Genomic DNA, 14,305 nt, shown 5'->3' on the forward strand with positions numbered 1-14,305 from the left:
TCCATTGAAGGGGTGTGGAATTTGGAGAGGCGGCCCTGCGCAACGTTCCCGCCAAGGGGCGGCGCCTGGGCAATCGCTCACGAAAAAGGGCGGGAAGTCTAAAGGCTTCCAGGGCCGCTGCCCAAAGCTTCCTGAGGCTCCTGGCCGCTGCGCTGGGCGACGAGTGGTCGAAACCACCCGGTTAGAGCCGTAGTCGGATTTTACAAGCGCACTGCCTGTGCGATCCCAAGGAGACTGATATGAGCAGCACCAGCGACAAGATCAAGGGTACCGCCAAAGAAGTGGCCGGCAAGGTCAAGCAAGGCGTCGGCGATGCCACCGACAACTCGCGCATGAAAGGCGAGGGTCGTGCCCAGGAAGCCGAAGGCAAACTGCAAAAGAACGTGGGCAAGGGTAAGGAAGCGGTCAAGAACACTATCGACCGCGCCTGAGTCCAGTCGTGATGAAAAGGCCGCCCCCCGGGCGGCCTTTTCTTTTGCCTGTCAGGCCGGATCCAGCTCCGGATAGTGACGGAAGATGCCGTTCTCGCTGAACGGCAGGCGGCGCGACGAGGCCAGGTAGGCGGCGATGTTGGGCAGGGCCGCCACCCGTTCGGCCACGGCCAGGACCCGCGGGATCTCCGGGGCGAGACGATGCATGGCGTTGGGGAAGGCATAGGTCAGGCCGGCCACCACCTGGAACAGCGACAGGTCGACATAGGAGCGCTGCTCGCCCACCAGCCAGGTATCACCCGCCGGGTTGTAACCCAGCACCCGTTCGAAATAGCTCAGATAGGTACGGATTCGCTCGCCGGCAAAGGCCTTGGCCCGGCGCCGGGCTTCGTCCTGCTGCTCTTCATAGGTCAGGGAGATGGCCACCGGATGGTGGACATCGTGGGCCTCGGCGGTGAGGTCGGTGATGGTCAGTTGCAGGCCATGTACCCAGAAGCGTGACTCCTCGTCCGGCGGCACCAGGTCCAGCTGCGGCCCCAGGTACTGGAGGATGTTGGCGACATGGGAAACGACCTCGTCGCCGGCCTTGAGAAAGGGCGGGGCGAAGGGTGGGCGGTGGGTCTGCTTGCCTTGCAGGTAGTCCTCCATGGCGGGTATGCCCAGGCCTTCGTCCTCCGGGGCGTTGCCCACATCCAGGTAGTCCGCGCCGGCTTCTTCGAGCGCCAGGCGGACGAATTCGCCGCGGCCCTGGATGCTGGGCCAGTAGTGCAGTTCATAACGCATGGAAACCTCCGTCGTCTGCTGGGAATACGGGTCCAGGAAGGCTGACTCCCTGCGGGGTTCGGAGGTTTTCCCGCCGTGCGGCTTTCACGACGAAGCGCACAACCAATTCCCATCGCTGAGACTCCTATCAACCAGCGGCTAGCAATGAGGACGGTGGGATGACGGTCAACAGCAAGCGGACGGCTCCATGCGCATAGGCATTCTCACCCACGTGAAACACCCGGTACGCCAGCCGTTCGCCGGTGGTCTCGAGGCCTTCACCTACGACATCACCCTGCAACTGCGCGAGCGTGGCCATGGGGTGACTCTGTTCGCCAGTTCGGCTTCGGCGCCGGAGCTGGAGGTGGTACCCATCCTCGACGACGGCAACTACGGGACGGATGGTTGCCGGCGCAAGCGCAACGTACTCAGCTCCGAGTACCTCGACGAGCACCACGGCTATCTCGACTGCATGCAGCGCATCGACAGCCATGGCTTCGACGTCATTTTCAACAATGCCCTGCACTATGTGCCGGTGACCATGTCCGGGCTGATCCGCACGCCCATGCTCACGGTGCTGCATACCCCGCCGTTCTTCGAGTTGATCAACGCCATCGGCGAATTGCACAAGCGCGGTGGCGGTCATTACTGCACCGTGTCCCAGGCCAATGCCGACAACTGGGCGCACCTGGCGCCGGCCTGCCACGTGATTCCCAACGGCATCGATCTCGACGCCTGGCGGCCACGCGGTACCCCAATCGGCGACCATGCGCTCTGGTTCGGTCGCCTGGTGCCCGACAAGGGGCCGCACCTGGCGCTGGACGCCGCACGGGCGGCCGGTGTGCCCCTGCGCCTGGCTGGCCAGGCCACCGACGAGCGTTACTTTCGCCAGGAGATCGCGCCGCGTCTGGGTGACCAGGCCGTTTACCTCGGTCACCTGGACCGCACCGCCCTGGCCGTCGAAGTCGCCCAGGCCCGCGCTTGCCTGGTGACCCCTTGCTGGGACGAACCCTTCGGCCTGATCGTCGCCGAGGCGCTGGCCTGTGGTACGCCGGTGGCGGCCTTCGCCCGCGGTGCCCTGCCGGAACTCCTCACCGCCGAGACCGGCGTCCTGGCCCCGCCGGGTGATGTCCCGGCACTGGCCGCAGCCCTGCGCGAGGCCCTGTCGTTGTCCCGCGAGGCTTGCCGAGCGCGGGCCGAGGCCCAGTGGAGCCATCGCCAGATGATCGATCGCTACGAGCGCCTGCTCGCCGATGTCGCCGCCGGTCGGGTGGCCCGTGGCTAGACCGCCCGTGGCTGAGCTGAACATCGGCTACTACGCCCACCATCACGGCGCCGGCCATGTGACCCGTGCCCTGGCCATCGCCGCCGCTTTCGATGGCCCCCTGACCCTGTTCGGCAGTCGCCTGCCCGAACAGGTGGAGCTGCCCAACGTCCAGCTCTGCCCGCTGCCGCCCGACGTGGCCCCGGGTGTCGAGGGCGAAGCCTTCGCCTGCCTGCACTATGCGCCGCTGGGGGTGGCAGGGCTGCGCGAGCGCATGGGCCTGCTGGTGGACTGGTTTCGCCGCGCCTGGCCCTGTCTGCTGGTGGTCGACGTCTCGGTGGAGGTGGCACTGCTGGCCAGGCTGTGTGGTGTACCGACGATCTATCTGCGCCAGCGCGGCAACCGCTTCGATGCCGCCCACGAACTGGCCTATGCCAGTGCCAGCCGGTTGTTGGCACCCTATCCGGAACATCTGGAAGAACCCGCCACTCCAGCCATCTGGCGAGCCAAGACCTGCTATGCCGGCAGCCTGTCGCGCTATGCCGGGCAACGGCGCGACAGCCTGCGCGAGCCCGGCACGGTCACCGTCATCGCCGGCCATGGCGGCACCGCCTTCAGCCGCGCGCGACTGGTCGCCGCGGCGCGCGCCTGTCCCGCCTGGCGCTGGACGGTGCTGGGTCCGGTGGCGGAGGACGCCACCGTGGCACCGGCCAATCTAAGCTTTCTGGGCAGCGTCGCCGATCCCGCGCCCTGGCTGACCCGCGCCGAGCTGGTGGTCGGCTCGGCGGGTGACAGCCTGGTGGCGGAGCTGGCCGATTTGCGCTGTCGCTTCATCTGCCTGCCGGATGCCCGGCCCTTCGACGAGCAACTGTCCACCGGGCGCCTGCTGGCCATGCAGGGCCTGGCGCTCACCGGCGAAACCTGGCCCGCTGACGATGACTGGCCGGAGCTGCTGGCCAGGGCACGCGCGCTCGATCCCGAGCGCTGGGCGGCAGTAGGCGATGGCGAGGGCGCCCGGCGCGCCGCAGCCTGTATTCGAGAAGTCGCCCAGGAGGTGCTGACATGATTGTCCTGACCCTGGTCCATGGCCGCGAGCGGCAACTGGCCAACCTGATCCGCGGCCTGGAGCTGGCGCCGACCCCGCCCGCCGCCCTGGTGGTGGTGCAGATGAACGAGGCACCAAGCGCACTGCACAGCTCGCGCTTTCCGATCCAGGTACAGGCGGTCGAAGGCGACGGCATCCTGCCCCTGGCCGCCGCGCGCAATGCCGCCGTAGCCGCTGCACCCGGCGAGGCGCTGGTGTTTCTCGACGTGGACTGCATCCCCGCACCAGACCTGCTCGATGCCTATCGCCGGGCGCTGGCCGCGCGCCCCGACGCCCTGCACCAGGGCTTCGTCCACTACCTGCCGGCCGGCGTCGCGGAAGGTGACTGGACGCCGGAGGCGCTGCTCGCCTCGGGCGTCGTCCATCCCCTGCACCGGGATCGACCGAGCGGGGAGATGATTCCCCATCCGCTGTTCTGGTCGCTGAATTTCGCCTGCACGCGCGCCACCTTCAGCCGCATCGGCGGTTTCGACGAGGGCTATCGTGGCTATGGCGGCGAGGACACCGATTTCGCCTTTCGTGCACGTGACGCGGGGGTGCCCGTCTATCAGGCCGAGGCGCGCGCCTTCCACCAGTACCACCCGACCTATCACCCGCCGCTCAACCACTTCGCCAGTATCCTGGAGAATGCCCGGCGCTTTCAGGCGCGCTGGGGGCTCTGGCCCATGGAGGGCTGGTTGCGCGAATTCGCCGCCGCCGGCTTCATCCACTTCGATGAACGTCGCGGGATAGAGGAGCTCCGGGTGCCCACGGCCGCCGAGATCGCCGCCTGCCGGGATGCCTCCGGTTCCGGCTTCTGACGACGGCGCGCAACCAACCCGGCTGCCGCCACTCTGAAGGTAGGGCGGTCTGCAAAAGCCGCCGGGCGCAGGCCGTGCAGGCCCGCTCCAGGAATCCTTCGTGAGGAATGTTCGTCAGGAGCCGTTATGTCCTTGTTTGCCTTCAGCCTGCGCGGCATTTCGCCGTTCACCCTCGTCAAGCGTGCCGTCCAGGAATTCGTGGCCGACGACATGCCCACCTATGCGGCGGCGCTGGCCTACCAGATGCTGTTCTCGCTGTTTCCCTTCCTGCTGTTCCTGATCGCCCTGATCGGTTTCCTGCACCTGCCGGACTTCTTCACCTTCCTGCGCGAACAGGCCGCCTACCTGCTGCCGGTCACCGCGCTGGACACGGTCAACCCCATCATCGACCAGCTGCAGACGCAGAAGGGCGGCCTGCTGTCCTTCAGTATCATCGTTGCCCTCTGGTCCGCCTCGGGTGGCTTCCGCTCGCTGATGACCGCCATGAACAGCGCCTACGACGTGGTGGAAAGCCGCCCGGCCTGGAAGCGCATTCCCCTGTCGGTGCTGCACACCATCGGCCTTGCCGGCCTGCTGCTCAGCGCTGCCGCCCTCATGGTGCTGGGCCCCCAGGTGATGAACTGGCTGGCCGCCTATGTCGGGCTGGAAGACTACATGGTCACCCTCTGGGCGCTGATCCGCTGGCCGCTGGCCGTGGCCCTGCTGATGATCGCCGTGGCGGCGCTCTACTACGTCACCCCGGACGTGAAGCAGAGCTTTCGCTTCATCACCCCGGGCTCGGTGCTGGCAGTGGTGGTCTGGATCCTGGCGTCCCTGGGCTTTGGCTACTACGTGCAGAACTTCGCCAACTACAACGCCACCTACGGCAGCATCGGCGCCATCATCGTGCTGTTGCTGTACTTCTATCTGTCTTCGGCGGTGCTGCTGTTCGGCGCGGAGATCAATGCGGTGATCGAACACCACAGCGACGAAGGCAAGGAAAAGGGCGAGAAGACCCCGGGCGACGGTGGGTTGGAAGCCGACGAAGAGATTCAGGCGGGTCAGGACGAGGGCGCCCAGCGAGAAGGCGTCCTGGGTGAGGCGCGGGTGGTGAAGCGCCCGAATGACCGAACCTGAGTGGTAGGGTGGATGACGGCGCCGCCTTATCCACCGTTCCCCTGCGGCCTTGGTTGTGGAAAACGCCAGGCGGTTTTCCCTTCCGCGGGTCTGGGCGTACGGGGCATGGCGGCCATGGGCCGCGCCAGTATCGTAGGTTGGGCTGAGACGGCTTCACCGTCGAAGCCCAACAGGGCCAGCACCTTGAGGCGAGACCTGTCGGGCTTCGCTGCGCTCAACCCAACCTACGGCGACCCGTGACCACGATAGGTCAGCCGTCGGCAGGGTGGATAATGGCTTCAGCCTTATCCACCGCTCACACCTCGTCGACCCTGTGGAAAACCGTGCCAGGTCTCCACCAGAGGACGGACGAAAGAGGCCTTACTTCGCCTTGCCCTGATTGGCCACCGCGGCCATCTTGGCGGCGACCTCGTCCGGGTCGGCCAGGTAGTAGTGCTTGGTGGGTTTGAGGTCTTCGTCGAACTCGTACACCAGCGGCACGCCGTTGGGGATGTTGAGGCTGACGATGTCGCTGTCGGAGATGTTGTCCAGGTACTTGATCAGGGCGCGCATGGAGTTGCCATGGGCGACCACCAGCACGCGCTGGCCACTGCGAATGGCCGGGGCCAGGACTTCGTTCCAGTAGGGCAGGACGCGTTCGACGCAATCCTTGAGGCACTCGGTGCGCGGCACCTGATCCAGCGACAGACCGGCATAGCGCGGATCGGCGGCCAGGGCCTGCTGCTCCTCGACGCTCTGCTCGGGCGGCGGTACGTCGTAGCTGCGGCGCCAGACCAGGACCTGCTCTTCACCGAACTTGGCAGCGGTCTCGGACTTGTTCAGACCGGTCAGGCCACCATAGTGACGTTCGTTGAGGCGCCAGTCGCTCACCACTGGCAGCCACATCTGGTCCATGCCTTCTTGCACGTGCCACAGGGTGCGCACGGCGCGCTTGAGCACCGAGACGTGGGCCACGTCGAAAAGGAAGCCGGCGTCCTTGAGTGCCTTGCCGCCCTCGTGGGCCTCGCGGATCCCCTGTTCGGTCAGATCCACATCCGCCCAGCCACTGAAGCGGTTTTCCAGGTTCCACGCCGACTGGCCATGGCGGATGAATACGACTTGCGACATGCGACCTCCATCTTGGGATTCATTGTTTGGCTCACGCCTACGCGAAGCTGTGCCAAACATACCGCAGATGGAGGCTGCCGGCATGGGCATCACGGAAACCGTGATGCGTCCGGCACTCGCAGGGAGCCTTAGGCCACCAGGGCGCGACGGGTACGGGCGATGACCCGCTCCAGGCCGTCGGCAGCGTTGTACTGCTCGGGGTAGAGGCGCTCGCTGCGACAGGCGACACCGCGCTCGTCGATCACGGTGAAACTGAAGCCGCCCTTGCGCGAAGCCGGGGTGGTGATGCATTGAAACGGCGCGAAGGCCGCTTGGAGGTGTTGCATGGCCGCAATGGCCTGATTTTGAATGTTCATCTAACTATCCTTGGGATCCACGCTCAGTCGGCGCGGTGAAATAACTCCAGCAACCTCGTACCCATAACGGCCGACGGCTGAATCTCTGGCTGGAGGAAGGCAGCGTGTGGGCGAGACGCCCAGGCATGCAGGTAAGTACTTGGGAAGGCAGGCAACCGGCCGGGCACGAGATTCAGAGGCCAGGGCGGCAGATCCTGAGCAATCGAGGGATCGGTTTGATCTGGGTGACGCTTGTTTCACGCTGCTACAACGAGCGGAAAGGCGTCCAGCGATTGGGGTCAGCTTGGTACTAACCCGATCAAGCTAGCAGGATCGATGCCAGCCGCGCAAGCCCGCTGGTCGGCGATGGGCTTGATGGTCCTCAGGTCTGTACGAAAGGTCGCTGGGCGAAAATTAGGTGGCGTAACGACCATTAGGAGTGGAGACCTCGCAGGGGTGCGCGCCTGGGTCGAATGGCTGGACGAGGTGTTCGCCGCCGTCGCGCTCGCTTGGCTAAGGCGGTGAGATCATTCCGCGAGAAAGGCTGTAGCCGGGTAGTGTCCGCAGGCGGCGGCCGTCAGGCCATGACGTTGCAGATAACGATCGACTCGCCAGCGACCCAGCGCATAGCCGAGATGGCGAGGCAGGTCGCCACTGCCGAAGAACCAGCGGGCGTGATCGTACGGTTGGCCCAGTTCAGCATCTAGTGCTTCCCAGTGTGCCGCCATTTCCTGGGGTGCGGCCTGGGCATAGAACGGCAGCCGGCCAGTCAGCTCGCGCTCGAATTGGCAGGCGAGGCCTTCACTGACCAAGACCTCGCCCAGTGTGGATCCGTAACCAGGACCGGCATGCCGCAGGCAGTGGTGCAATTCGTGGCCGAGCAGGGCGGTGAAGTGATCAGGGAAGGCTTGCTGCAGGTGCGGGCTGTCGGGGTCCAGGGTCATAAAGACTCGCTCGGCGTCCGGGCTGTAGCCATTCAGACCCAACTCCGGGATCACCCAGGCGCCCGCCTGCACCACCACGTCTACCCGTTGTTCGGGCAGGTGCGCAGCGATACGGGTCAGGGCATCGGTGAAGGTCTCTTCCAGGATGGCGCGCCAGGAGTCCAAGCGACCATTGGCGTTGAGCAGATGTAGTACGCAGGTCATCCAGGCATCTCCGGAGCGCGGCCTGTCTTTATAGACGAAGTCGCGCCCCTTCGTTCGCTACTTGCCCGCTTCGCGCGGCTCTGGCTGACCGTGACCAAAGGCCTGGCCCAGGTCATCGCCCGAGGTGGCGCGGGTGTCATCGGTGCGCCACTTGGCGACATCGGCGGCGCTGACCGGGGCAGCGTCGTTGCCCCAGCTGGCGCGGATGAAGCTGACCACGTCGGCCACCTCGGCATCGTTCAGCCGCCAGCCGAACGGCGGCATGACGATCATCGAAGGTGCGCTGTGCAGGCCGGGCAGGGTGCCGCCCTTGAGCACGATGTTGATCAGCGAGCTGGCGTCGGCCGTGCGCAGCACCGGATTGCCGGCCAATGCAGGGAAGACCCGGTCGTAGCCCTGGCCATCGGTGCGGTGGCAAGCGGCGCAATTGTCCACATAGACCTGGGCGCCGCGGGCGCTGTCATCACCTCGCCAGAGCGCCGCGGCAGCGCGGCCATCGGGCTGGAAGGGCGCATCGTGCGGATCCTTGGCCGGCAAGGTCTTGAGGTAGCGGGCGATAGCGCGCAGGTCGGCGTCGCTCAGGTATTGCAGACTGTGCTGCACCACCTCGGTCATGCCACCGAACACGGCGCTGTCGGCGGAGCGACCGGTCTTGAGGAACTGCACCAGCTGGTCTTCGCTCCAGTTGCCCAGGCCATCGCGATGATCGCCACGCAGATTCTTGGCGATCCAGCCTTCCAGGGGTGCGCTGCCGGCCAGGAAGTCCTTGCCATCGGCAGGCGAGAGGGCCTTTTCCTGCATGGTGAAGGCGCGTGGTGTGTGGCAGGCGCCACAGTGGCCGAGGCCTTCCACCAGATAGGCGCCGCGCGCCACCACCGGGTCCTGGCTCGGGGCCGGCTGGAATTGCACCACCTCGGGGGCGAACAACTGGCGCCAGATCGCCAGGGGCCAGCGCATCGACAGCGGCCAGGGGATGTCGCTGTCGCGATTGGCCTGGGCGACCGGGGTGACCCCGTGCATGAAGTAGGCATAGAGGGCGCGCATGTCCCCCTCGGTCACCCGGGAATAGGAGGGGTAGGGCATGGCCGGGTAGAGGGTGTGTCCTTCCTTGGCGATGCCCTGGCGGATGGCGGCGTCGAAGTCGGCGAAGCTGTAGTCGCCGATGCCGGTCTGCCGATCCGGGGTGATGTTGGTCGAGTAGAGAGTGCCGATGGGCGTCTGCATGGGCAGGCCGCCGGCGAAGGGCTGACCGCCCGGCGCCGTGTGGCAGGCCACGCAGTCGCCCGCCCGGGCCAGGTATTCGCCTTGCTTGACCAGCGCCGGATCGGCGTCTTCGGCGGCCTGGGCCGTCATGGCCAGACCGGCGCCCAGCAGCAGGGTCGCGAGGGTACGGAGGATCATGGGCGCGCCTCTCATGCCTGCACCAGGGGGCCGGGGTTCTTCAGGTACTGCTCGCGGATGGCCCGCGCCGACCAATAGGTCAGGGCCGCCACCAGGCCGGTGGGGTTGTAGCCCAGACCCTGGGGAAAGGCCGAGGCGCCCGGCACGAAGACGTTGTGCACGTCCCAGCTCTGCAGGTAGCGATTGACCGCGCTGGTCTTGGGGTCGGTACCCATGATGGCGCCACCGTTGAGGTGGGTGGTCTGGTAGCTGGCGGTGTTGAAGTGCCCGCCGAAATCCTTGACCGAGACGCTGATGTGCTCGGGATTCATGGCCTCGGCGATCTTCTTCATCTTGGCCGCCATGAAGCGGGTCATGCGGATGTCGTTGTCCTTCCAGTCGAAGGTCATGCGCAGCAGCGGCTGGCCATAGGCGTCCCGGTAGGTGGGGTCCAGATCCAGGTAGTTGTCACGATAGGACTGGTGCGCGCCATGGGCGTCCATCGACAGCTGGTGGTTGTAGTAGCCGGCCTGGGCCTTTTTCCAGGCACTGCCCCACTGCGGGGTGCCGGGTGGATTGGCTGCCCCGGCGATGGGCCGGGTGCCGGCCTGGTTGACCCACATGGGCGAGCCGCCGACGAAGCCGTGGGGGCCATGGTCGAAGTTGTCGGCATTGAAGTCGTCCACTGCCACGCCGTTGCCACCGGCGCCGATGAAGGGATTGGTGTGGTGCTGATCCTGGCGGAAGAAGGCCTTGATGGTGGCCATGTTCTGATAGGCGAAGTTGCGCCCGACCACGCCCTCGCCGGTCTTGGGATCATAGGGCTGACCGATGCCCGACAGCAGCATGAGGCGCACGTTGTTGAACTGGAAGGCGGCGAGGATGACGATGTCGGCTGGCTGTTCCAGCTCCTGGCCCTGGGCGTCCAGGTAGGTCACCCCGGTGGCCTTCTTGCCGGTGCTGTCCAGGTTCACACGCAGCACATGGGCCTGGCTGCGCAGCTCGAAGCGCGGCTCCTGCTTGAGCGCTGGCAGGATGTTGAGATTCGGCGAGGCCTTGGAATACATGTAGCAGACGTAGCCGCTGCAGTAGCCGCAGAAGTTGCAGGGGCCCATCTGGCACCCATAGGGATTGGTGTAGGGGCCCGAGGTGTTGGCCGACGGCAGGTTGTAGGGGTGATAGCCCACCTCGCGCGCGGCCTTCTCGAACAGCTGCGCCGAGACGGTGTTCTTTTGCGCCGGCAGCGGGAAGTCGCTGGAGCGATCCGGGGCATAGGGATTGCCACCCTTGCCGTCGCCCACCACCTGGCCCTTGACGCTCCAGGCGGTGCCCGAGGTGCCGAACACCTTTTCAGCGAAGTCGAAGTAGGGCTCCAGCTCGGCGTAGCTGACGCCGAAGTCCTGGATGGTCATGCCGTCGGGGATGAATTTCTTGCCGTAGCGTTCTTCATAGTGGCTGCGCAGGCGCAGCTCCACCGGATCGACCCGGAAGTGCACGCCCGACCAGTGCAGGCCCGCGCCACCCACGCCATCGCCGGGCAGGAAGACGCCCAGCTGGCGGTTGGGGAGGGCGACGTCGTTGACGCTGTGGCGGATGGTGACGGTTTCCTTGGACACATCGACGAACAGCTTCTTGCGGATGCTGTAGGTGAGTTCGTCGATCACCTGGGGATAGGAGCCGTCGGGATAGGTGTCACGGTAGCTGCCGCGTTCCAGGGCCACCACGTCCAGGCCGGCCTCGGTCAGTTCCTTGGCCATGATGGCCCCCGTCCAGCCGAAGCCGACGATCACCACGTTCTTGCTGGGCAGTACCTTGGCCATCAACCGCGCTCCCCGCGAATGGAGACCGGGGGCAGCGGATAGCGCTCATCGCGTTCCACCCAGTCCATGAAGTCGGCGCGGGCGCCGGGAAAATTCACCAGTTTCCAGCCGACCAGTTCCTTGTTGCCGCCATGCAGCGGATCGCAATAGAAGCCTTCCTTGGTGTTCTGCAGCAGCTGGGCGAAGAACAATTTGGCCGGTACCCCTTCCAGGGTGGCGTCACCGCTTTCCAGGGCCTTGAGGGCCGCGTTCTGCTCGGCAGGTACCAGCTCGGCGAAGACCTTGCCGTGTTGCTGACGGGTCCAGCGGTCCACCGCGGCGATCCCCAGGCGATAGAGATCCTGGGGCACCAGGCGACTCTGATAGCCCATTTCCGGTGCGGCATCGGCGGCGAAGGGGCCCTGCATGTACCAGAGGCCACCGCGGGCATAGGCGGTCTGCATCTGCCGATCGATGAATTCCGGCGCGCCGGCTTCCAGGGCACCCGGACCCAGTTCGTCCGCCGGAATCAGCCGGGCCACCGCAGCCTGTACGAAGGCCCATTCCTCGGCGGTAAAGAACACCGGCTGGTAGTGGTCGGCGCGCGGACTGCTGCCAGGCTTGTTTTCCGCGGCGGGCGTGGCGAAGGCCAGGCCGGGGTTCGTGCCGCCCGCCAGGGCGACCACGGGGATCAGGCTCAGGGACTTGCGCAGGAAGTCGCGACGGGCCGGGACGGAATCGTCTGCGGACATGATCAGGGTCTCATCAGGTGCCCGACGTGATCCGCAGGGCTTATGGTTAGCTAGCTAATATGTTGGAATATTACCAACATCTGTCCGCCACGGTTACATTTTGTCGCAGCTGTGCAGAGGCTTGGCAGGCATTCAAGTTCCCTTCACCCGTGCGGCGATGCGCAAAAGCCTCTTTGTTGGCCTTTGAAGTCCTGATTTCGTCAGTCCGAGCAGCTGCGATGGACCTTTACCGTGGAAAGAATATTTCTTGAGGAGATCGAGCCCTTCTTGCTGCCTCGTCGGGTGGAGGCAGTAGCATCCTCGTCACATGCGGTTACCTGAGGTTCCACCTTTGTCGGCACCATGATGGTGCAAGTTGCACAAAGTGATACCTAACGAAGCAAGGTGGAAGCGCAGCGGCACACGAAAGAAATCGTTTTGCACATCAAATAGTTAGTGCAATAGCTAGGCAAAGTGCCGCTTTTTCGCGACTTTGCGCGAAGCGTTGCACCCTTTGAGTTCATTTTGTGCCGATTTCAGCGGGGGTGGCGCGCAAGTTGCACTTGGGAGGCTTTCCGTTGTCAGGTAACACCTTATGTCCAACGTAGAATGCAACCTCTCTCCGGCGCTCAAACCGCGCCATGTGACCATGTTGTCCATCGCTGGAGTGATCGGTGCCGGTCTGTTCGTCGGCTCCGGTCATGCCATCGCCGCTGCCGGCCCGGCCGTGCTGCTGGCCTACGCCCTGGCCGGCACCCTGGTGGTTCTGGTCATGCGCATGCTGGGTGAAATGGCGGTCGCCTCACCCGATACCGGCTCCTTCTCGTCCTATGCCCAACAGGGCATCGGCCGCTGGGCCGGCTTCACCATCGGCTGGCTGTACTGGTGGTTCTGGGTGCTGGTCATTCCGCTTGAAGCCGTGGCTGCGGCCGCCATCCTCAATGCTTGGTTCCCGGCCATTGCCACCTGGCAGTTCGCGCTGATCATCACCGGCATCCTGACCGTGACCAACCTGTTCAGCGTTGCCAAGTACGGCGAGTTCGAATTCTGGTTCGCCCTGCTCAAGGTCATCGCCATCGTCGCCTTCATCGCTCTGGGCGCGGCTGCGCTGGTCGGTGCTCTGCCAGGTCGTGAGGTCAGTGGCCTGAGCAATCTGATGGCCCATACCGGTGGCTTCATGCCCAATGGCTTCGGTGCGGTGCTGGGCGCCCTGCTGACCACCATGTTCAGCTTCATGGGGACCGAGATCGTCACCATCGCCGCGGCCGAGTCCAAGGATCCGTCCCGGCAGATCAGCAAGGCCACCAACTCGGTGATCTGGCGGATCGCGCTGTTCTATCTGGTCTCCATCTTCCTGGTGGTGTCCATGGTGCCCTGGAACGACGCCCAGCTGCCGCTGGTGGGGTCCTACCAGCGCGCCCTGGAAGTGCTGTCGATTCCCAATGCCAAGCTGATCGTCGACTGTGTGGTCCTGGTCGCCGTGGCCAGCTGCCTGAACTCGGCGCTCTACACCGCGTCGCGCATGCTCTACTCCCTGGCCCGCCGTGGCGATGCCCCGGCCAAGATGGGCCGTGCCTCTAGCGCTGGCGTGCCCCGTACGGCGGTGCTGGCCAGCACCGCCGTGGGTTTCCTGACCACCATCGCCAACTACACCATGCCCGAGGCGGTGTTCAGCTTCCTGCTGTCCACCTCCGGTGCCGTAGCCCTGCTGGTCTACCTAGTGATCGCCGTGACCCAGCTGCGCCTGAGACGCAAGCTGATGGCCCGTGGCGAGCGTCTGGAATTCCGTATGTGGCTGTTCCCCTGGCTGACTTGGGCGGTGATCGTCTTCATCGTTGGCGCCCTGACCGTGATGCTGTTCAGCGACGCCCATCGCTTCGAGATCCTGGCGACCGGGCTGCTGGCACTGGTGGTCGTGGCCATCGGTACCTGGGTGGGTCGGCGTCAGCCTGCCGCCCCGAGCCTGGCCGCTGCCGCGCGTTGACGGTGAGAGGCTTCCGGCGCCCACCGGGCGTCGGAAGCGCTCCTTTCTGGAGCATGACGGCGTTTCCAGGCTGGACAGTGGGTGCGGTAACAGGTAGAACAGCAGTCCTGTTTCGTTGGCTTCGGGCCAACTGTATAGCTCGATTTTTCGCGATGTTCCTTCTGGTAACCAATTTTTGCACTGCAATGGTGCAAAGCGTTACAGAATGACCCAAATTGCAGCAGTACAGTTGCAATTGTGTGCTGAGTGATCCGCGAACCTTTCCTTGTACTGTTACTGGTGGTAGCACTCGTCTGGCGAGACAATGGCGCCATTCGATGACCAGTACCCGTCACAAGCGGGA

Annotated in this window: 13 protein-coding genes; 6 read left to right on the forward strand and 7 right to left on the reverse strand. The window is 65.1% G+C overall.

The features are described from left to right. Window positions 1-239 precede the first annotated feature (239 nt). Entirely contained in the window at window positions 240-431 is a 192-nt protein-coding gene (locus BMZ43_RS10605) for a CsbD family protein (RefSeq protein ID WP_026083651.1), read from the forward strand. A 51-nt stretch (window positions 432-482) separates the two neighbouring features. On the opposite strand, the gene BMZ43_RS10610 is transcribed toward BMZ43_RS10605, so the two are convergent. After that, the gene (locus tag BMZ43_RS10610; RefSeq protein ID WP_068384583.1) at window positions 483-1,214 is read right to left on the reverse strand and encodes a glutathione S-transferase; all 732 of its coding nucleotides are present in this window, start codon (window positions 1,212-1,214) and stop codon (window positions 483-485) included. Between the two features lie 187 nt (window positions 1,215-1,401). Between BMZ43_RS10610 and BMZ43_RS10615 the strand changes: the two genes are divergently transcribed. The 4 genes from BMZ43_RS10615 to BMZ43_RS10630 all read left to right on the forward strand — a co-directional run bounded on the left by BMZ43_RS10615 (window position 1,402) and on the right by BMZ43_RS10630 (window position 5,478). After that, window positions 1,402-2,478 carry a glycosyltransferase gene (locus tag BMZ43_RS10615; RefSeq protein ID WP_093253259.1) on the forward strand — a complete coding sequence of 359 codons (1,077 nt, stop codon included), beginning with the start codon at window positions 1,402-1,404 and terminating at the stop codon, window positions 2,476-2,478. 7 nt (window positions 2,479-2,485) lie between these two features. Beyond that, window positions 2,486-3,523, forward strand: coding sequence for a hypothetical protein (locus BMZ43_RS10620; protein ID WP_093253266.1), 1,038 nt, complete (start codon window positions 2,486-2,488; stop codon window positions 3,521-3,523). Next, the gene (locus tag BMZ43_RS10625) at window positions 3,520-4,362 is read left to right on the forward strand and encodes a glycosyltransferase family 2 protein (protein WP_068384589.1); all 843 of its coding nucleotides are present in this window, start codon (window positions 3,520-3,522) and stop codon (window positions 4,360-4,362) included. Before BMZ43_RS10620 ends, BMZ43_RS10625 begins: the two co-directional genes overlap by 4 nt. Window positions 4,363-4,488: 126 nt before the next feature. Beyond that, complete coding sequence (locus BMZ43_RS10630; protein ID WP_093253271.1) at window positions 4,489-5,478, forward strand: YihY/virulence factor BrkB family protein; 990 nt, start codon at window positions 4,489-4,491, stop codon at window positions 5,476-5,478. Window positions 5,479-5,838: 360 nt separating this feature from the next. On the opposite strand, the gene gpmA is transcribed toward BMZ43_RS10630, so the two are convergent. From gpmA to BMZ43_RS10660, 6 genes are all read right to left on the reverse strand, one after another. Further along, entirely contained in the window at window positions 5,839-6,585 is a 747-nt protein-coding gene (gene gpmA / locus BMZ43_RS10635) for a 2,3-diphosphoglycerate-dependent phosphoglycerate mutase (protein ID WP_064307752.1), read from the reverse strand. Window positions 6,586-6,713: 128 nt separating this feature from the next. Continuing rightward, window positions 6,714-6,941: a hypothetical protein gene (locus BMZ43_RS10640; protein ID WP_017639323.1), complete on the reverse strand. Its 228-nt coding sequence runs from the start codon at window positions 6,939-6,941 to the stop codon at window positions 6,714-6,716. A 506-nt stretch (window positions 6,942-7,447) separates the two neighbouring features. Beyond that, window positions 7,448-8,068: a DUF2268 domain-containing putative Zn-dependent protease gene (locus BMZ43_RS10645; RefSeq protein WP_093253278.1), complete on the reverse strand. Its 621-nt coding sequence runs from the start codon at window positions 8,066-8,068 to the stop codon at window positions 7,448-7,450. A 57-nt stretch (window positions 8,069-8,125) separates the two neighbouring features. Continuing rightward, a complete protein-coding gene (locus tag BMZ43_RS10650) occupies window positions 8,126-9,469 on the reverse strand; it encodes a cytochrome c (protein WP_177344802.1) in 1,344 nt (447 codons plus the stop codon). A gap of 11 nt (window positions 9,470-9,480) precedes the next feature. Then, the gene (locus tag BMZ43_RS10655) at window positions 9,481-11,268 is read right to left on the reverse strand and encodes a GMC family oxidoreductase (RefSeq protein ID WP_064307756.1); all 1,788 of its coding nucleotides are present in this window, start codon (window positions 11,266-11,268) and stop codon (window positions 9,481-9,483) included. Continuing rightward, window positions 11,268-11,999, reverse strand: coding sequence for a gluconate 2-dehydrogenase subunit 3 family protein (locus BMZ43_RS10660; RefSeq protein ID WP_064307757.1), 732 nt, complete (start codon window positions 11,997-11,999; stop codon window positions 11,268-11,270). The genes BMZ43_RS10655 and BMZ43_RS10660 overlap by 1 nt, the downstream gene beginning before the upstream one ends. A 574-nt stretch (window positions 12,000-12,573) precedes the next feature. Here BMZ43_RS10660 and gabP point away from each other — a divergent pair. Beyond that, a complete protein-coding gene (gabP, locus tag BMZ43_RS10665; protein ID WP_064307758.1) occupies window positions 12,574-13,962 on the forward strand; it encodes a GABA permease in 1,389 nt (462 codons plus the stop codon). Window positions 13,963-14,305 lie beyond the last annotated feature (343 nt).

Source organism: Pseudomonas sp. Snoq117.2 (assembly GCF_900110545.1).
GTDB classification, from domain to species: Bacteria; Pseudomonadota; Gammaproteobacteria; order Pseudomonadales; family Pseudomonadaceae; genus Chryseomonas; species Chryseomonas benzopyrenica.